This window comes from Sinorhizobium sp. KGO-5, from assembly GCF_036245905.1.
Taxonomy (GTDB): domain Bacteria; phylum Pseudomonadota; class Alphaproteobacteria; order Rhizobiales; family Rhizobiaceae; genus Sinorhizobium; species Sinorhizobium meliloti_A.
This window is the reverse complement of the sequence record NZ_BDIZ01000002.1, coordinates 728,677-747,366: the sequence shown is the minus strand read 5'-3', so window position 1 is coordinate 747,366 and position 18,690 is coordinate 728,677. Positions and strand designations below refer to the sequence as shown.

Annotated in this window: 15 protein-coding genes; 2 read left to right on the top strand and 13 right to left on the bottom strand. The window is 58.8% G+C overall.

Annotated elements, in window-relative coordinates; translation table 11 throughout:
* Position 1: 1 nt before the first annotated feature.
* The 13 genes from BHD07_RS12805 to BHD07_RS12745 form a co-directional block, all read right to left on the bottom strand.
* Positions 2–1,045: a tartrate dehydrogenase gene (locus tag BHD07_RS12805; protein WP_338280536.1), complete on the bottom strand. Its 1,044-nt coding sequence runs from the start codon at positions 1,043–1,045 to the stop codon at positions 2–4.
* Complete coding sequence (locus BHD07_RS12800) at positions 1,042–2,517, bottom strand: aldehyde dehydrogenase family protein (RefSeq protein WP_338280534.1); 1,476 nt, start codon at positions 2,515–2,517, stop codon at positions 1,042–1,044. The genes BHD07_RS12805 and BHD07_RS12800 overlap by 4 nt, the downstream gene beginning before the upstream one ends.
* Before the next feature lie 97 nt (positions 2,518–2,614).
* Positions 2,615–2,968, bottom strand: coding sequence for a cupin domain-containing protein (locus tag BHD07_RS12795; protein ID WP_102764728.1), 354 nt, complete (start codon positions 2,966–2,968; stop codon positions 2,615–2,617).
* A 27-nt stretch (positions 2,969–2,995) separates the two neighbouring features.
* Complete coding sequence (locus BHD07_RS12790) at positions 2,996–3,919, bottom strand: 2-hydroxyacid dehydrogenase (RefSeq protein ID WP_338280532.1); 924 nt, start codon at positions 3,917–3,919, stop codon at positions 2,996–2,998.
* A gap of 9 nt (positions 3,920–3,928) precedes the next feature.
* The gene (argE, locus tag BHD07_RS12785; protein WP_324765089.1) at positions 3,929–5,053 is read right to left on the bottom strand and encodes an acetylornithine deacetylase; all 1,125 of its coding nucleotides are present in this window, start codon (positions 5,051–5,053) and stop codon (positions 3,929–3,931) included.
* A 255-nt stretch (positions 5,054–5,308) separates the two neighbouring features.
* On the bottom strand, positions 5,309–6,283 hold the full coding sequence (locus BHD07_RS12780) for a threonine/serine dehydratase (RefSeq protein WP_324765088.1): 975 nt from the start codon (positions 6,281–6,283) through the stop codon (positions 5,309–5,311).
* 147 nt (positions 6,284–6,430) lie between these two features.
* The gene (locus BHD07_RS12775) at positions 6,431–7,426 is read right to left on the bottom strand and encodes an ornithine cyclodeaminase family protein (protein ID WP_324765087.1); all 996 of its coding nucleotides are present in this window, start codon (positions 7,424–7,426) and stop codon (positions 6,431–6,433) included.
* Between the two features lie 53 nt (positions 7,427–7,479).
* Positions 7,480–8,937 (bottom strand): NAD-dependent succinate-semialdehyde dehydrogenase, encoded by a 1,458-nt coding sequence (locus BHD07_RS12770; protein ID WP_338280527.1) that lies wholly within the window; start codon positions 8,935–8,937, stop codon positions 7,480–7,482.
* Positions 8,938–9,231: 294 nt separating this feature from the next.
* A complete protein-coding gene (locus tag BHD07_RS12765) occupies positions 9,232–10,542 on the bottom strand; it encodes an NAD(P)/FAD-dependent oxidoreductase (protein WP_338280526.1) in 1,311 nt (436 codons plus the stop codon).
* Positions 10,543–10,591: 49 nt separating this feature from the next.
* A complete protein-coding gene (locus BHD07_RS12760) occupies positions 10,592–11,470 on the bottom strand; it encodes an ABC transporter permease (RefSeq protein ID WP_275598427.1) in 879 nt (292 codons plus the stop codon).
* Positions 11,471–11,500: 30 nt separating this feature from the next.
* Entirely contained in the window at positions 11,501–12,451 is a 951-nt protein-coding gene (locus tag BHD07_RS12755; protein ID WP_338280523.1) for an ABC transporter permease, read from the bottom strand.
* A 67-nt stretch (positions 12,452–12,518) separates the two neighbouring features.
* Positions 12,519–14,189, bottom strand: a complete 1,671-nt coding sequence (locus BHD07_RS12750) for a peptide ABC transporter substrate-binding protein (protein ID WP_338280522.1) — start codon at positions 14,187–14,189, stop codon at positions 12,519–12,521.
* 37 nt (positions 14,190–14,226) lie between these two features.
* Complete coding sequence (locus BHD07_RS12745; protein WP_338280519.1) at positions 14,227–15,891, bottom strand: ABC transporter ATP-binding protein; 1,665 nt, start codon at positions 15,889–15,891, stop codon at positions 14,227–14,229.
* A 798-nt stretch (positions 15,892–16,689) separates the two neighbouring features.
* On the opposite strand from BHD07_RS12745, the gene BHD07_RS12740 reads away from it, so the two are divergent.
* Together BHD07_RS12740 and BHD07_RS12735 are read left to right on the top strand one after the other, a co-directional pair.
* Positions 16,690–17,565, top strand: a complete 876-nt coding sequence (locus tag BHD07_RS12740; protein ID WP_324765081.1) for a GNAT family N-acetyltransferase — start codon at positions 16,690–16,692, stop codon at positions 17,563–17,565.
* 442 nt (positions 17,566–18,007) lie between these two features.
* Entirely contained in the window at positions 18,008–18,676 is a 669-nt protein-coding gene (locus BHD07_RS12735) for a haloacid dehalogenase type II (protein WP_324765410.1), read from the top strand.
* Positions 18,677–18,690 lie beyond the last annotated feature (14 nt).

The following is an 18,690-nucleotide window of genomic DNA, read 5'->3' as shown; positions in this document are numbered from 1 at the left end:
CTCAGAGAAGGCGTTCGAGCACTGCCTTCGCAATCGTCTCAGTCATATGCCTTCCGGGAATGGTGCCAATCCCGGCCTTCGTCGTCGCTTCGATCGCCGCCATGACGCGCGCCGCGGCGGCACGCTCGCCGAGATGGTCGAGCATCATCGCGCCCGACCAGATGGCGGCGATCGGGTTGGCGATACCGAGATACGCGATGTCGGGTGCTGAGCCATGGACCGGCTCGAACATGGAAGGCGCGGTGCGATCGGGATTGATATTGGCCGAGGCCGCAAAGCCGAGCCCGCCCTGGATGGCGGCGCCGAGATCGGTGAGGATATCGCCGAACAGGTTGGAGGCGACGACGACGTCGAGCGTGTCCGGTGCCATGACTATGCGCGCCGCCATCGCGTCGATATGATAGCTCGTCACCTCGACGTCGCGATATTCAGCGGCTAGGCTCCGGGTCATCTCGTCCCAGAACACCATGGTATATCTTTGGGCATTGGATTTGGTGACCGAGGCCAGCTTGCCGCGTCGCGCGCGCGCTTGCTCGAAACCGAAGCGCAGGATGCGTTCGACGCCTTTGCGGGTGAAGATGGCGGTCTCTATAGCCACCTCGTCGGCCGTTCCTTGATGAATGCGCCCGCCCGCGCCGGAATATTCGCCTTCGGTATTCTCGCGGATGCAGAGTATGTCGAAGTTGTCGCTCTTCAGCGGGCCGGAGGCGCCGGGCAAGAGCCGGTGCGGGCGGATATTGGCATATTGGGTGAAGGCCTTGCGGATCGGCAACAGCAGCCCGTGCAGCGACACGGAATCCGGCACCTCCGCCGGCCAGCCGACGGCACCAAGCAGGATGGCATCGAAGCGTCTGAGCGTTTCTATGCCGTTTGCCGGCATCATGGCCCCTGTTTGCTTGTAGAAGTCGCAGGACCACGGGAAGGTCGTCCCCTCAAGTGTAAAGCCCGATGCCTTGGCGGTCGCCTGGAGGACGTCCCAGGCGGCCTCAGTGACTGGTTTGCCGATGCCGTCGCCCGGCAGTAGCGCGATCGAGTAGGTCTTCATGTGTGATCCTGGAGGTTGATGAGCACGCTCTTGCTCTTGCGGTTGGCGTGATAGGCTTCGCGGCCGAGGTCCTTGCCGATGCCGGAACGCTTGTAGCCACCGGTCGGCAGGATATGGTCTCGGGAGCGGCTGTAGCGATTGACCCAAACAGTGCCGGCCTGCAGCCGTCGCGTCATGCGGATGGAACGCGAGAGATCGCAAGTGAAAAGTCCCGCCGCCAGCCCGTATGTCGGGTGGTCGGCGAGTGCGAGGGCCTCCTCTTCATCCGTGAAGCTCTGCACAGTCAGCACTGGGCCGAAGATTTCCTCCGTGACGGCCGGGGAGGTCTGGTCGACGTTCGACAGCAGGGTTGGGCCGTAGAAATAGCCGTCAGTTTCGAGGCGTTTGCCACCGGCCAGGCATTCGGCTCCAGCCTGACGCGCCGCCTGCACGATGGCATCGATACGGGTGATCTGGCGCTCGGAAATGATCGGCGAATAGTCGCTCGTCTCGTCCCAGGTCGGGCCGGGTCGGATTGTCGCCATTTGTGACAAGATCGCCTCAATCAGCGGCTCCATTACGGATTGCTCGACGATGATGCGCGAACCCGCGACGCAGGCCTGGCCGGCATTGACGAGGATGCTGTTGGCGATGGCATTGGCGGCAAGCGTCAGGTCGGCATCGGCAAAGACGATCTGCGGGCTTTTGCCGCCGAGCTCGAGCGTCATTGGCTTTACGCCCGTCCTCGCGATATTCGCCATGATGGCTGACCCGGCCGCAGTCGATCCGGTGAAGCTGATTTTCGCGATATCCGGATGACCGGTCATCGCCTGGCCGGTGGTCTGCCCGTCGCCGAGCACGATATTGATGAGGCCCGCCGGAATGCCGGCCCGAACGGCTAGTTCGGCGAGGTAAAGCGTCGAGAACGGCGTCATCTCCGAGGGCTTCAATACAATGGCATTGCCAGCGGCAAGTGCGGGCCCCAGTTTCCAGCCCGCCATGGAGAGCGGAAAATTCCACGGCGTGATAGCGCCGACGACGCCATAGGGCTCGGTCAGGATCATGCCGAGGCACGAGTCATCGGTCGGGACGAGATCGCTGCCTTCCTTGTCAGCGAATTCGGCGAAGAAGCGTATCTGCTCGGCGGTGACCGCGACATCGCCCCCAATGAGCTGGCCGATCGGGCGCGTGGAGGAGACGGCTTCCAGCCGGGCAAGGGTTTCGCCTTCGGACTCGATCAGGTCCGCCCAGCGATGCATGGCATTGGTGCGTTCGCGCGGGCGGCGGGTGGACCAGCTGCTTTCGCGGAGCGCCGTCTTGGCAGCGGATACGGCTTCGTCGACAAGGCCGTCATCGGCTACGGGGCACTCGGCATAGACGACGGCATCGGAGGGGCGGCGCATGGGCAACCCACCCCCGGCATCGATGTAGCGCCCGCCGATGAAATGGCCTTTCGGCAACTGAATTGTGTCTGGATCAAAGCTCAGAGCCATGGCCGTGTCCTTGGATGATATTGGCGAGGCCACACGAGGCCTACTATTCCACTCAACAGGCTCGTGCGGTCCTCATAAAAAGTGGTCGACGGTGCGGTTACATCACCGTCACATAGATCTTCCTGACCGTTTCGATGGTGCGCCAAGTGCCGGTGAAGCCCGGCTTCATGACAAAACTGTCGCCCGCTTTGTATCTAACCGGCTCGCCTTCATCCGGTGTGAGCTCAACGACGCCTTGAAGGATATGGCAGAACTCGAAGGTCTCGCCCTTGATCGAGCGGGTGAGACCCGGCGTTGCTTCCCAGACCCCGGTATGGACGAGCCCATCGCGCGCCACATCCTGGGCCCAGGTCTTGAACGAGGGATCGCCAGAGATCAGCCGCTCGGGGAGCGGTTTGGATTCGCGCGGGGCCTCTGTGCTGTTCGGGTCGATGGTCTTGAGAAGGGACATGATTTCTCCTTGCTGTCCTGCTGTGGTTTAGTACCCGCGGCTGCGATCGACCAGTCCGATCGGGACGAGGCCGGCGCGATGGCGCTTGACGTTCTCGATGACCGCACGGGCCGCGGTGTCCGGCTGTGTCACGCTGGCGATGTGCGGCGTGAGCATGATCTTGGGGTGCCGCCAGAACGGATGTTCGGGCGGCAGAGGTTCCGGCTCGGTGACGTCGATCACCGCCCCGGACAATTGATGCCTATCGAGCGCATCTATGAGGGCATCATGATCTAGCTGTGCGCCACGACCGACATGAACGAGCGATGCGCCGGGCGAAAGGGCCGCAAAGAGCTGCGCATCGAGAATGCCGCGGGTCTCCCCCGTGAGCGGGAGAAGGCAGACCAGAATGTCAGTCTCCCCAAGAAAGGACGGCAGCGACTCGGCGCCATAATGACAGCGCACTCCGTCGATCCGGCGTGGGGAACGGCTCCACCCGGACAGCGGAAAGCCGAATGGCGTCAGCCGCTCGATGACCGCTTGCCCGAGCATCCCGAGACCGAGCACGCCGATCCGGCGGTCTGCCGCCTGCCGGGCGGGCAGGGCTTGCCATCTGCTTTCGGACTGCTGCGCAAGATATGCCTTGAGATTGCGGTGAAGCGATAATACGGCAAGCGTCACATATTCCTGCATCATGCGCACGATGCCGTCTTCGACCATCCGGACGAGCTTGACCTCAGTCGGAAGGGTCTCGATCCGGAATTGATCGACGCCGGCACCGATCGAAAAGACGATTTCGAGATTTTTGAAGCGGTCGAGATCCGGCGGTAAGGTCCATGTCAGGACGTAACGGACATCATCAGGATCAACCTGCGTCAAATCCATAATGAAGGGGAGATCGGGAAGGTCGCGGGCGAAGGCTTCGGCGAAGATGCGCCCTCTCTCTCGATCGGAATTGAACCAGAACGCCATTTGTATGCCTCAGCTTCGGAGTGTTTCAGCGAGTCGCTCGATCATTGTCTGACACGCAACGAGTTCGTCGGTGCGAATGAATTCGTCGGCGCGATGGGCCCGGGCGATATCGCCCGGGCCGCAGATGATCGCGTCGATGCCGGCCGCCTGATAAAGCCCGGCTTCGGTGCCGTAGCTTACGGCGGCAAGCGTTTCGATACCGGTCAGTTGTTCCATCAGCCTAGCAAGTGGCGCATCGGCGGCGAGCGACAACGCGGGGTAGCAGCTCAGAAGATCCCACTTTGTTTCAAAGCCTCGCTGCGCAAGCGCGACTGCGGCAAGCCTTACCGGCTCGAGGAGATCGGCGGGTGTCGCTCCCGTGATCGCCCGGGCCTCGATTTCCGCCGTGAGGAAATCCGGAATGATGTTCACTGCTTGCCCGCCAGACACAGTTCCGACCTGGAGCGAGGAATAGGGTGGCTCAAAGCTTGGGTCCAATCGGCTGCTCCGGAGTGCCTCTCCCGTACGAACGGCGGCAAGCAGGACGCAGGCGAAGGCATGGATCGCATTTAGACCCTGATCGGGCCGCGACGAATGACCGGATCGTCCGCGAATCTCAACTCTTGCAGCGGCCTTTCCCTTATGGGCGCGGATCGCACGCATGCCACTGGGCTCGCCGATGATCGCTCCGATCGGCTTAGCGCAAAGGTCAGGCAACTGGCGGATCAGATGGGGCACACCCCGACAGCCGGCTTCCTCGTCATAGGAAAATGCAAAGTGTAGGGGGCGTGCGAGCGGCATTTCCACGACCGCGGGGAGTGCGGCCAATGCTGCAGCGAGAAAGCCCTTCATGTCGCTCGTCCCCCGGCCGAAGAGCAAATCGCCATCGGACCTCAGCGTGAACGGATCGGATGTCCAGTTCGACTCCAGGGCGGGAACGACATCCATATGTCCAGAGAGAATGTAGCCGGGCACATGATTGGGGCCGACCGTTGCGAAGAGGTTGGCACGATCGCCTTCCGGTCCCCGCAGTACCGTCACCCTGGCACCGCAGCCTTCGGCAAAATCCCTGATCCATGCAACGATTCCGTCATTCGGCGTGCCGACGACGGAGGGAAAACCGACCAGCCGGTCGAGTATTTCCTTGGCGTTCATCGCAGGTCTCCTTGACGTAAGCTTCCAGCCGCGCTCTGATCTCCACAATATCGCCAACTGGGGCCATATCCTGCCGAACGCTCCGTCCGGATTAGCAAAATCTATCGAATCGCCGTATTCCGAAGCAGGATGTTTCGTGCGGGGCGCACCCCCGCGCCAACGGCGGGCGATCTGCTTGACTAGCGACTCCGCTGCCTGCAATCGCGACCATTGCGGTGCGAATTCCGTGCGGATACAACTGGGATCATGGAGGGGTTATTCCGAGCCGGTCTTGTATATATCGGCAAGATCCGGCAGGTCCCAATTGCCACCGGTCAGAACCGCACAAACCTTTTCATCCGACCTGATTTTTATGGAGCCCGCGAGCAGTGCTCCGATGCCGATCGAAGCCGCGGGTTCGGCGATCAGCTTGGCGTCCTTAGCAAGTGCGCGCATGCCTGCGATGATGTGCTCGTCTTCGACGAGAATGATTTCATCGACGTATTTCTCAATTATTGGATACGGGTTCTGACCTGGAACGCTAATTCTCAGGCCATCGGCAATCGTGTTCTTCAGAGGCAACGAGGTGCGCTGCCTGTTGATCCGACTATGATAATATTTCGGCGTCAGAGCAGGCTCAGCACCGATGACCCGAACCGACGGTTTGGTTTCTTTGATGGCGGTCGCAATTCCCGAGATTAGCCCTCCACCGCCCAAGGGAACAATGACCGTGTCCACGTCCTCCAGATCGTCCAAAATTTCACACCCGATCGTTCCCTGGCCGGCCATAACAATGGGATCCTCAAAACCGTGGATGGTCGCATAGTTGTTTTCTTGCGCGATCTCGTAGACCTTTTTCCACCTGGCGGCGGTGTCGCCGTCAAAGAGGACCACCTCCGCGCCGAGTGCTTCCGTATTGGCAATCTTAATCTTGGGGGTTGTTGTCGGGAGCACCAGGATGACTTTCACGCCCAGCATCCGGGCCGCATAGGAGAGCCCCTGAGCATGGTTGCCAGAGGAACTGGCTATGACGCCGTTTGCCATCGCCTCCCTTGGCAGGGAAAGTGTCTTGTTTAGAGCGCCACGAATTTTGAAGGCTCCGGTAATCTGAAGCGTTTCGGGTTTGAGATAAAGCTCGCAGCCAACAGCTTGCTCGATCTTCTCTGCACGCAGCAACGGAGTGTGTCTGATGTGGGGCGCCAATCGTTGGCGGGCTTCTTGAATGTCCTGAATAGTGGGATGGTTTAACATGATGCTGCTCGCCTTAGTAGGTTGCGTTCCCTCGAGGCACAGGATGGTCTAGGTCGAAGATTGATTAATCTTCCGGGTCAGATCGCAAGATAACGTAATCGTCCCGCTGGGACCTTCCAGTTCTTTAAGAATAAGCCGTGACCGAGGTCAGGATTCGAAGAATTCGAAGAAGGTCCCGACGCTTCTTTCTATCGCGTTGCTATAGATCTTCGACGCGGTCGTATTGTCTTGGATGGCCATTCCTGTGGAGTCGAAAATCGTCACTTCTTGATCGTTTTCCCTTCCTGGCTTTTTGCCGAGCAATATCTCTCCAATTTCGCCATGGATCCCGTCCTTGGTGATGATATGCTTGTCGAGCGGATGCCATGTTTCGCCCTTGTCGCTGCACTGCGCGATCGAGTCCACGACGACTTTGGCACTCCTGAATATCTCTGGATCCAGTTCCTGTTTGCCACGTTGATCCGTACCGATGGCGACGATATGCGTTCCGGGTCTTATCCAATCGGCTTCCACGAGGGAGCCCTTCCCGCGTGTCGTCGTAACGAGGATGTCGGCCTGCTCGACCGCATCCTTCTTGGAACGCGCGATGACGACCGGAATGCCGAATTCGTTTTCGATATCGATTTTGAAGCGGGAGAGCGTATCCGCGCTATTGTCCCAAGCATGGATCTCTTCGATACTCATGACCTCCCGGATCGCTCGGATCTGCATTCTGGCCTGATTTCCAGTCCCGATCGACGTGATTCTGCGAGCATCTTTCCTCGCCAGCACCTGTACGGAAACAGCCCCCGCAGCGCCGGTTCTCAAGCCCGTGATCAGGCTGCCGTCCATAACGCAGATCAACGCGCCATTTCTGGCGTCGAACAGCAGAATGGTCCCCATCCCGTTAGGTACGCCAAATACAGTCGGATTGTCGACGAACCCTCCCGAAGACGTCTTCATTGAAATAAGTTCATTGCCTTTGTAGTAGCCGAGCTTGAAATCGATTTCGCTACCGGGCGACGGGAGATGCATTCCTATATAATCGGGTTGCTCCACCTGATCACTGTTGAAGGCTTTGTATGCCTCCTCGACGGCACCGATGACGTCCTTCATGCTGATCAATCTGCTGACTTCTTCTTTCTTGAGAAGCAGGGTTTTCACGAACTTTCTCCCGTCATGGCACGAAGGTAAAACGTTAGGTTGGGCCCGCGAACTTAAGCCAGCCCGCCGATATGGAAGCTCTTCATCTCCAGGTATTCCTCAATGCCTGCCTGAGCGCCTTCGCGTCCGAGACCAGATTGCTTAACGCCGCCGAAGGGAGCCACTTCGGTCGAGATCGCACCAGTGTTGAGGCCGATCATACCGAATTCCAGCGCCTCGCCCACGCGCCAGGAGCGCTTCAGGCTCTCTGTGTAGAAATAGGCCGCGAGGCCAAACGGTGTCCCGTTGGCAATCGCAATCGCCTCCTCTTCCGTCTCGAAACGGAACAACGGGGCAACAGGGCCGAAGGTCTCTTCGGTGGCCAGTAGCATGTCGGTCGTTGCGCCGGTGAGGACTATCGGCGTTGCATATTGCTTACCGTCCACCAACGAGCGGCCGCGAGCCGCAATCTGAGCACCCTTTGCAAGCGCATCTTCAACGTGACGATCAATTTTCTCTATGGCCGCAGTGTTGATCATCGGACCTATGTCGATGCCGGCCTCGGTTCCAGGGCCGACTTTCATGGCTTTGACCCTGGCGCCGAGCTTCTCGGCAAAGACGTCATAGACGCCGGTCTGCACCAGAATGCGGTTGGCGCAAACGCAGGTCTGGCCGCCATTGCGGAACTTCGAGGCGATGGCGCCCTCCACGGCGAGGTCAAGATCGGCATCATTGAAGACGATGAAGGGCGCGTTTCCGCCGAGCTCGAGGCTCAACCGCTTCACGCTGTCGGCGGCGCCGCGCATCAGGAGCGAACCGACCCGCGTGGAGCCGGTGAAGGAGATCTTCCGCACCGTTTCGTTCGCCATCATTTCATTGCCGATCTCGGTCGGCATGCCGGTGACGATGTTGATTACGCCGGCGGGAATGCCCGCACGCTCGGCAAGGACACCGAGGGCGAGTGCCGAAAGCGGCGTGAATTCCGAAGGCTTGATGACAACGGTGCATCCGGCCGCCAGGGCGGGCGCGACCTTGCGGGTGATCATGGCATTGGGGAAGTTCCAAGGTGTGACGATCGCGCAGACGCCGACCGCCTCCTTCAGTACGACGATCCGGCGATCTGCCGTAGGCGACGGAATAGTGTGGCCACCGATGCGACGGGCTTCCTCGGCAAACCATTTAACGAAGGAAGCACCATAGCGAATCTCGACGCGTGCTTCATCGAGCGGCTTGCCCTGCTCGAGCGTGAGGAGCGTAGCAAGATCCTCGAGGTTCTCGATCATCAGCGCATGCCAGCGCTCAAGCAGGGCGGCGCGCTCGGCGTGGGTCTTCTTCTTCCATGTCGCGAATGCCTTGGCTGCCGCGTCTATCGCAGCACGTGTCTCAGCCTGCCCCATATCTGGGACGGTACCTACGGACGCCTGAGTGGCCGGGTCGATGACATCAATCGTCTTTGAAGAGGTGGCTCCCACCCAAGAGCCGTCGATGAGACCGGCTTGCCGAAATAGGTCCTTATCGTTCAACTGATGCATGCTGTTTCTCCCTTCGATCAGTCATTACTTTAATGCCATGCTTCTTCGTTCCATCCCGAGGGCCGTCAGCCCGGCCGAACGCCGAGATGGACGGACGGCAGCTGCAGCGGTCGGAGGACGATTTGATGAAGCCGTCGTCCTGTTCGACATAATCCTAGCGAGGAACGGAAAGCAGAATGCGTCGGCCTGGGCTGCCTGGACGAAACAAAATGATGTGGTTGGCTGCTCAGCAGTCGTTTATTCGGAGCGCATTCTAACGGGAGCAGACTCACAATCTGAAGAGCACCGCCGGCGTCAACGGCGTGCTCGATAGAATGCTATTCGATCCTGGATCCGGTAACCTTGGATGATGGCAGGCATGAACCAAGGATTGCCACTGTAGAGAGGAATTGACGCGGGCGGCCGAAAATCGAAAGCCGAACGGGCCTGCTCTGTGTGACCCAGAAGTTTGTGAGCAGCGCGCGTTCCCACCCACGGCGCCCAGACCACGCCTGAACCGCAGAAGCCAGTCGCGTAAACGACCCCTTCCCGCTCGAATATCCTGGGAAGCATGTCGCGATGCATGGCAACGTTGCCAAACCAAGTGTGGGACAATTTGAAGTTTTCCAGCTCCGGAAACAGGTTGACGAGGCCGTTACGCAGATAGAGCTTGGGCTCAATCGGATCGCCCCTTCGTGAGCTGTCGCGGCCGCCGAGTAGAATGCGCTTTCCGTCCGGCGTGGGCCGGTAATAGAATCCAAGCTTACGGCCTTCCGTCATCGTCATCTGCTTCGGCATCAAGCGCGCCATGACATCTGGTGCAAGCTCTTCCGTTACGATGATGCGGCTTCGGACCGGCACCAGCCGGCGACGCAGATAGGGCACTGCGCCGTCTGTGTACCCGTCCGTGCAGACGAGAACTTGGCGAGCCCGCACCGTGCCTGCGGAGGTCGAAACCAGGAAGGCCGAACCATCCCGTTCGATAGAGCTCACACGAGTTCCAGAATGGACGGTCAACCCGGAAGCAAGCGCCACGCGCAACAATTCGGCATGGAATTTAGCCGGGTGCAGTCCACCGATATCCATTCGCACCATGCCGCCGCGATAGAAGTCGGTGCCGATATATTTGCCTTGTTCGCGGTAGGGTACACCATATGCTTCAATGCCGAGCTTTTTCGCCAGGACGTCAGCGCTCCGGGCCGTCTTCTCATAATCTTCGAATCCGACGACGCCTTTGAATTGACCCACAAGCCGGAAATCGCAGTCTAGCCCTTCAGTTTTGATCAGGTTGTAGACGAATTCACGTGCGATCTTGCCCTCGGTCTCGATCGCGATCGCCTTCTCTTCGCCAAATCGCCGAGTGATTGTCGCGTAATCCGGACGAATGCTTCCGCTTGTGATCCCCCCATTGCGGGAAGACGCACCCTCGCCGGGATTCATTGCGTCAAACGCAGCTACCGACCTGCCTGCGCGCGCGAGAGTCAGGCCCGCGGACAGCCCGGTATAACCTGCGCCGACGATCAAGACATCCAGGTTCTTGGCCAGCGACTGCTTCGGCAAGGGTCTTACAGGCGCCGCCTCCCACCAATATGGAGTATCCTTTTCGGCAATCTTATATTCTTTCATGAGCTCTGCTCTTTCGCTGTTTTGACCCGAGCCGGGAAGGACAAAGTTGTCAGCTGTGGTCGCCCCGCACATCAAGCGCGTCACGCAGACCATCTCCGATAAAATTGAAACTGGTGACGGCGATGGTGATTGCCGCGCCCGGAATGATCGCCAGCCAAGGCGCGGTCCCGAGATACTGCTGTGCCCCATTCAACATGTTGCCCCAGCTCGGAAGCGGCGGCTGGATGCCGTAACCCAGGAAGCTGATATACGCCTCCATCAGGATGGCCCGGGCGATGGTCAGGGTCGATGCAACAATGATCGGACCAATCGCATTCGGGAGGATTTCTCGAAACATGATATGCTTAGCGCTCAATCCCAGCATCCGTCCGGCCTGAACGAATTCCCGTTCGCGGAGCGAGCGAACCTCGGCCTCGACGATGCGCGCCACTTCCATCCAGCTGCTGGCGGCGATAACAACGGTGATCATGATCGCGCTTGGTTTGAGTGCCGCGGCAAGCGCAAGCACGAGGAAGATCGAAGGGAAGGCGAGGAAACCGTCCACTGTGCGCATCAGCGCCGCCCCGATCCAGCCGCCGCGATATCCCGCGATCACGCCAACGATGGTCCCGACCAGAGTGGACAGGAGCATTGCGGAAAAGCCGACGAGCAGCGAGATACGGCCGGCCATGAACAGTCGCGCCGCGATATCCCGGCCAAGAGGGTCGGTTCCGAGGTAATGATGACCAGTGAACGGACCAGCGAAGCGCGCACGCAGGTCGATATAAAGGGAGTCATAGGGGAGAATGTACGGTCCAAGCACGCATGCGAGCGTCAGAGCCACGATCATCGCCATCCCCAGCAGTGCGAGATGATGGCTCATGAAGCGGCGTGCAGCGCGGCTGTTCCACCAACGGTCCGACCCGGGATTTGCAGCAATAGCGGTCATAACGAGTGTCTCCTGTTGGGCGTGATGCGCTTAACTCATCCGAATGCGGGGATCGATGATCGCCACGGCGATGTCCGCGATCAGATTGCCCAGGATGACAAGTATGGCGGAGAACATCAGTAGTCCCATCACCACCGGATAATCGCTATATCCGAGACTATCGAGAAACAACCGGCCCATTCCCGGCCAGGTAAATACGGTCTCGGTAACGAGCGCCCCCGTAAGGATGCTGGGAAGCTGCATGCCCGCAAGCGTTATCATGGGCAGCAGGGCATTGCCGACGACGTGCTTCATAAGGATCCTGCGTTCACTCAACCCCTTGGCACGGGCGGTCTTCACAAATTCCTGGCTGATAGCATCAAGCGTCGCGGTCCGCATATAGCGGCTCCAAATCGCCACATGGACCAGAGCAAGTACGATACTCGGGAGGATCAGATGGTGCAGATAGTTCAGAAGGGAGCCATCGCCGACCGTGTACATGTTGCCGGCAGGCAGCCAACCCAGTTTGAGGGAAAAAACATAGATACCCAGCAATCCGAACCAGAAGGTCGGAATCGATAGTGCCACCATGGCGCCGACGGTGGCTAGATAGTCAAACGCCGAATAGCGGTGCGTGGCGCCACGGATACCAATCCAGGTGCCGATTGCGATCGCTATCACCGTGGACGAACCCATCAACAACAGGGTCGCGAAAAGGTGACGGCCGATGACGCTCAACACCGTTGCCCCATCCCGGAACGAGTGCCCCCAATCGCCCTGCAGCAGGCGCCAGGCCCAGTCCAGGTACTGCATCCAAAGAGGGCGGTTCAGCCCAAGCTGTTCCTTGAGGCGGTCGAGATCTTCTTGGGTCATTCCGGGGTCGAGGCCGTACTGCGCCAACGGGCCTCCCGGTATCAGATTCAGGATGGTGAATCCGATGATTGAAACTATCACCAGTAGGATGAGACTCTGGTAAAGCCGGTTAAGTAGGAAGCCGCGCATTCCACTCTCCTCATGACATCGCCAATGGATGGGCCGCCGCCGCTACTCGTGACGGCGGCTCCGGAGATCAGCTCTTCCAATGCCATCCGGCGGCATGCCAGGATGCGACGCGCGTGTTGGCATTCGGCTTGAAGCCCTCGAGTCCTCCCTTACGGCCGAACACGTTGGTGTACGCAAACAACGGCAGGAACGGCAGGTCTTGCCGGACGATTTCCTGCACGCGGAAGTAAATTGCCCTTCGCTCTTCGGGATCAAACGTACGGACACCCTTTTCGAGCAGCGCGTCGACCTCCGGGTTGGAGTACTGGCCGGTATTTGATCCTTTTCCGCCTTTCGCGACAATCGCGCGCGTGTGCAGGCGGTTCGTCACGTCGGGGTCCGCCGCGATGACATAGGTCACACCGGAAATTGCGGAGTCGAACTGCGATTTGAGCCAGAAATCGCCCCACATCACTGCTCCTGGCAGATTCGATATGGTCATCTCGACCCCGATTTCAGCAAATGTCTGCTGCAGAAATTGCTGCACTTGTTCACGCAGATTGTTACCTGCCGTTGTTGCATTGGAAAACGACAAGCGAACGCCGTCCTTGGCGCGCACTCCATCCGATCCCGGCACCCAGCCTGCTTCGTCGAGGATTTGACGCGCCCGGTCCAGGTTGTACTCCTGCGCCGGCAGGTTCGGATTGTAGTAGTAGGATTGCTGCGGCATGAAGGTTTCGGTGAGGTTACCTACGCCATAATAGATCGCGTCTATGATCGCTTTTCTGTCCATAGCGGCGTAGAGCGCCTGTCGCACTGCCGGATCCTTGAATTGCGGCTTTTCAAGGTTGAGGTAAATCGACTCGACTGACGCCCCCGATTCCAGAGTAACCACGCGATCCGGCAAGTTACTGGCTTCCGCGTAATGATCGGCGGTAATGTAAGCTTGGTCGACAAGGTCGACGTCGCCGCTCTTGAATTGGGTGTAGAGCACCGTCATGTCCGGAATATATTTGAAAACGAGCCGCTCGAGATAAGGACCTTCCCCGAAATAGTCAGCGTTCGCGACGAGTTCGATATGATCGCCGGCGATGCGTTGCGCCCACTTGAATGCTCCAGTGCCAATAGGCGCCTGATTGAAGCCGGCGGCGTTCGGATCTGCCTCCTTCTCGAGAAGGTGCCTCGGAACAATGAAGGTCTCGGCGAGAAACGACAAGTAGGGCGCGAAAACGGACTCCATCCGCCAGGTGATCTCCGTGGGTGAGACCACCTTGATATCACGCACTAATGAATGGCCGCTCGTACGCCATGCTCGGAACTTGGGGTTGGTGATGAGTTCGAGAGTGAACTTCACATCTTCCGCTGTAAAGGGCTCACCATCATGCCAGCGGACGTCGTCGCGCAGACGAATGCGCCACTGCAGGCCGTCCTGCGAGATACCGCCATTCTTTTGGCTTGGTACTTCGGCCGCGAGATTGGGCTGGAGAACGCCCTCGGGGTCCATTCGAAAGAGCGCATCAAACACCGAGAAATGCACGGCGTCGTCGACTTCGGTATGCGCCATCAGCGGATTGAAGACAGTGGGTTCCTGTGAAAGCCCGACGACGACCCGACCGGTCGGTTTTGCAGGGGCGGTCTGGCCAAAGGCCGGCGACACCAGGAGGTTTGGCGCGACAAGCCCTGCCAGCCCTCCAGCTGCCATCATGCGCAGGGTCTCGCGTCGCGAATAGGTCTGTTTAGTCGTTTCAACCTTGGTCATGATGTCTCCTCCCTAGTGGACATGTTTGGATTGGCATTCAGGAATTAGCGGCGGTAGCCGGGGCGGTATTCAGACGCTCTCCGGGAATGGCTGCGACCAACTCGCGCGTGTAAGCGGATTGCGGATTGAGGAATATCTGCGAGGGCGGGCCGCGCTCGACGATCCGGCCCTTCTGCATTACTGCGATCTCGTCAGAAATCTGGCTTGCCACCCGCAGATCGTGGGTGATGAAGATCATGGCCACGCCGGTTTCTCGCTGAATTTGGTCCAGAAGTTTCAGGATCTGGGCCTGGATCGACACATCGAGGGCAGATACGGCCTCGTCGGCGATGAGAAGCTTCGGCTTGAACATCAATGCCCGCGCTATACCGATGCGCTGGCGCTGCCCACCGGAAAATTCGTGCGGATAGCGACCGAAGGCACCTGCATCGAGTCCCACATGGGACAGCAGCGCCCTCGCCTCCTCCCGGGCCTGGGCATAGGGCGTCCCGTGGGCGACGGGGCCGACAGTCAGAATCTGCCCGATCGTCGAACGCGGATTCAAGGACGCGAACGGGTCCTGGAAGATCATCTGGATACGCGGCCGCAAGGGGCGGAAAACCACCTCGGACAGCTTGGCGATATCGTGGCCGTCAAACAGTATCCGTCCACCGTCACTGTCCATCAGCTTGATGAGCAACCTCCCGAGCGAGGATTTGCCCGAGCCGCTCTCTCCGACAATCCCCAATGTGCGGCCAGGCGCCAGGTCGAACGATACATCGTTCACTGCGGTAACGATCCGCTTCTTGCCGAAAAACACACCGGTGCTTCGATAGGTCTTGACCAGACCTTCGACCTTCATGATTGGCTTGGCGGGAGCCGCGTCCTCGTGTGCACGATCCCTGCCGCTGAGGTGGGGGACAGCTGCAACCAAGCGCTGCGTATAGGGATGGCGGGGTGCCTTCAGCACCTGTTCCGCACTTCCTTGCTCTACGATATGGCCCTTTTCCATTACCACCACGCTGTCGGCGATCTCTGCGACAACCCCAAAATCGTGGGTGATGAACATCACACTCATGCCCTTGCGCCGCTGGATGTCGCGGATCAGTTTCAGGATCTGGGCTTGGGTGGTTACATCCAGAGCGGTCGTTGGCTCGTCCGCAATCAGGATCTTAGGCTCGAGTGCCAGAGCCATCGCGATCATAACCCGCTGGCGCTGCCCACCAGACAGTCGGAACGGGTACTGGTGGTACATCAATTCCGGGTCCGGCAATCCCACCTCTGTCAGCAGTTCAATAGCACGGATCCGGCGCGACGCGGGCGTTCCGACATTGTGCGCTGCCATGACTTCGGTGACCTGCTCGCCGACTGTCATCAGCGGATTCAAGGCCGAAAGCGGGTCCTGGAAGATCATGGAAACGACACGACCGCGCAGATCCCTGAGCTGTTCGGGAGAAGCCCCCACGATGGCCGTGCCTTCGAGATGAATCGCGCCTGCCGCCACCGGTATCACCTTGGGTAGTAGGCCCATGATCGTGTTGGCTGTCACCGATTTGCCCGAACCGGACTCGCCGATGATGCACAAGATCTCTCCGCGCTTTAGATTGAATGAGATATTCTCTACGGCGAAAGCCCGCTCCATCCCTTTCGGGAGGCTGATACTCAGGCCGCGCACAGAGAGCGCCACCTCGTCCGCGCCCAAAGTCTGGATGCTGGCGATCATCGAGTTATCCTCCTATTCACCGCAACGATGCGGCAGTTGCAACGCCCTTGCGGGGAACGGCGTATGCTGTAGTTATCCACGCACTGACCCAGACTGCCGAGCTCTTACCGATACATGCACCAGCGGCAGCTCTGCGTCTCCTCCAGGCGTGACGCCGTTTGATCGTCACTACTTCTTCGCGGTGTCGCCGTGTCTTGCAAAGGAGATCCCGCCTGGCAGACCCTTTGCCATCGCACGTCATGCCATGACCGAATGAGGCTAGTATCGACTTCTCCTGCCGAAGGAGTCACCGAATTACGCTTCCGCAACAGCACGAAATTCCAAAATGGTTGGCGCCTTCAGAATTTCTTGACGCTCTTCGGAGACCAAGCAGAGCTGATTTATGAACTATTTCAAAGTCATCAGAAATCAGCGCCCGTTGTTAGAGAGCAGGTCGTGCCAAGACGGACCTCAATGTTGAGTTTGAACAGTTGCTTCTCCCGACAGCCCGGCCCGAGAACAATTCCCCCTGTCGGACTACTCTGATCTGTGCGCGGCCAACCGGCAATCAGTCGAACTTCGCTGTATCTAAGTTTCGCAAAGTTGCGTTGTCATTGGTGCGGTGCTACGTGAAGCAAATCGGGGCACAGGGTTCGTCCTGCCCGGCACCCGTATTTCGGGAGAAGATTTCGAACGCCAGGGGCAAATCAGTGAAAGATGCCGAGCCTAGTGTGCAATCATGAGCTGATCGACCCTCGGCGGCTGTAGAGTTGCCAAAGTCGTTGCACTTGTTGAACCGGCGAAGGAGCTCAAAGTCAAATGCCGAAGTCAGTTCGACTTAAGTCATTCGAATTGGTGGCACGGGACATCAATGAGATCGATGTCGGCTCGCTCCACGCCTTAACCGTGGCCGTCGGTTGGCCACACCGTCCCAAAGACTGGGATTGGCTTCGCCAGTTCGGCCGGGGCATCGCGGTAGTCGACAGCATCGGCCGGGTTTTCGGAAGCGCCATGTGGTTCCCCTATGGCCAAGACGTTGCGATGATCGGCCTGGTGATCACCACTCCGCGCTCGCAGGCTCAGGGTAATGCGCGTTGGCTCATGGAGCAGGTATTCGAAGAATGCCGCGGCAGAAATCTGTATCTCAATTCAACTCGCGCGGCACACAACCTTTATGTCTCGCTGGGTTTTGCAAACGAGGCGACGGTATGGATGCACCAAGGAACGGTTGCTTCCTCCCTGCCCAACTTGCCCGCCCCGAACGGTGATTTGATCGAGGCGGGGATTGATGCACTCCCGCAGATCATCGAACTTGATACCCAGGCCTTCGGTTGGAAGCGAGAGGAGCTGATCTCGGCACTAGCCCCGATTTCCACCATCCAATCCCTCTGCCGGGATGGGAAGATCGTTGGCTATTCTATATGCCGGGAGTTCGGCCGCGGCCATGTGATCGGCCCCGTAGTAGCAAGCAATGACGATGACGCGCTTCAGCTTATTGCCGTCCATCTACGGAACCTGAAAGGGCAGTTCGCGCGTGTCGACACGCGGGAAACAGGACCATTGGTCAACTTTCTTCGCGCGAGTGACTTTCGAGTGGCCGAACGAGTAACGACTATGTCGCGAGGCCGACTCCTTTTGAACCGCAAGGCCGGCGAGCCTTGGGTTTATGGCTTAGCTGGTCACGCACTCGGGTGAACCGCAGCCCGTCCCCTGATGACGGGCTCGATAGCTTTGGTCGGCTCATACACACAGGAAGCCTTTTCAGAGCAGCCTCGGCTTGTCAGCCGTTGCGTCGCCCCCCGCCTCGGCCTGCCGACGCTCGAAATGGCGGCTTCGAAGCCACTTGGGTATTCCCGCCAACCCCGTCTCGCCAACTGCCATGAGAGGCAGACCGCAATGCTCTATTCGGCTTCCACACAACGCTGCCAAAATCAGCGCACGCGAACGGCTGCCTTCGGTGGAGCAACAGCTGAACTCAGGACACGACCAAATGCGAGACGCGGCGCCAGCAAAAGGTTGTGCGGGATTTGCTGCAACCGAAGAGACTTCTGCTGAAAGACGAAGCATTCCGGCACATTCTTCCAAACAACTGCAACTATGCTTCGTCCATGCCGTAGAGTTCACAGGAGCCAAGGATATGGATCGCTTCAGGCCAAAATACGTAACATTCGACTGCCATGGTACGCTAATCAACTTTCAAATGGCGGAAGCCGCTCGTGATCTGTTCGGTCATCTTCTGGATGGGCCGAGCATGGACGAATTCATCAGGAACTTCCAAGCGTACCGCATCGATGAGGTATTGCAGGACTGGAAGCCCTATGCCGACGTTGTTCACAACGCGTTGGAGCGCACGTGCCGCCGCAACAAGGTTGCATTCAGGCCCGAAGACGCCGAAATCATCTACAACCGCGTACCGACCTGGGGACCGCATCCGGATGTGCCCGAGGGCCTAGCCAAATTAGCCAAGGAAATCCCGCTGGTCATTCTCACAAACTCCATGGTGGCCCAGATCCCGTCGAATGTGGCAAAGCTAGGCGCGCCGTTCCATGCCGTCTACACCGCAGAAGAAGCGGGAGCTTACAAACCCCACCTCAAGGCGTTCGAATATATGTTCGACATGTTGGGATGCGGACCGGAAGACATCACGCACGTTTCGTCGTCTTTCCGTCACGACCTCATGTCCGCCTATGACCTGGGTATCAAAAGCAAGGTGTGGGTCAACCGCGGCCATGAGCCGGCCAACCCCTATTATGAATACACCGAGATCCGCGATATTTCGCAGCTGCCCGGCGTTTTCGGGCTCTGACTTGAGATAAGGCA

Coding starts and splice junctions, on each gene's coding strand:
- BHD07_RS12805 (WP_338280536.1), bottom strand. CDS start 1,045: ATGAAGACCTACTCGATCGCGCTACTGCCGGGCGACGGCATCGGCAAA.
- BHD07_RS12800 (WP_338280534.1), bottom strand. CDS start 2,517: ATGGCTCTGAGCTTTGATCCAGACACAATTCAGTTGCCGAAAGGCCAT.
- BHD07_RS12795 (WP_102764728.1), bottom strand. CDS start 2,968: ATGTCCCTTCTCAAGACCATCGACCCGAACAGCACAGAGGCCCCGCGC.
- BHD07_RS12790 (WP_338280532.1), bottom strand. CDS start 3,919: ATGGCGTTCTGGTTCAATTCCGATCGAGAGAGAGGGCGCATCTTCGCC.
- argE (WP_324765089.1), bottom strand. CDS start 5,053: ATGAACGCCAAGGAAATACTCGACCGGCTGGTCGGTTTTCCCTCCGTC.
- BHD07_RS12780 (WP_324765088.1), bottom strand. CDS start 6,283: ATGTTAAACCATCCCACTATTCAGGACATTCAAGAAGCCCGCCAACGA.
- BHD07_RS12770 (WP_338280527.1), bottom strand. CDS start 8,937: ATGCATCAGTTGAACGATAAGGACCTATTTCGGCAAGCCGGTCTCATC.
- BHD07_RS12765 (WP_338280526.1), bottom strand. CDS start 10,542: ATGAAAGAATATAAGATTGCCGAAAAGGATACTCCATATTGGTGGGAG.
- BHD07_RS12760 (WP_275598427.1), bottom strand. CDS start 11,470: ATGACCGCTATTGCTGCAAATCCCGGGTCGGACCGTTGGTGGAACAGC.
- BHD07_RS12755 (WP_338280523.1), bottom strand. CDS start 12,451: ATGCGCGGCTTCCTACTTAACCGGCTTTACCAGAGTCTCATCCTACTG.
- BHD07_RS12750 (WP_338280522.1), bottom strand. CDS start 14,189: ATGACCAAGGTTGAAACGACTAAACAGACCTATTCGCGACGCGAGACC.
- BHD07_RS12745 (WP_338280519.1), bottom strand. CDS start 15,891: ATGATCGCCAGCATCCAGACTTTGGGCGCGGACGAGGTGGCGCTCTCT.
- BHD07_RS12740 (WP_324765081.1), top strand. CDS start 16,690: ATGCCGAAGTCAGTTCGACTTAAGTCATTCGAATTGGTGGCACGGGAC.
- BHD07_RS12735 (WP_324765410.1), top strand. CDS start 18,008: ATGGATCGCTTCAGGCCAAAATACGTAACATTCGACTGCCATGGTACG.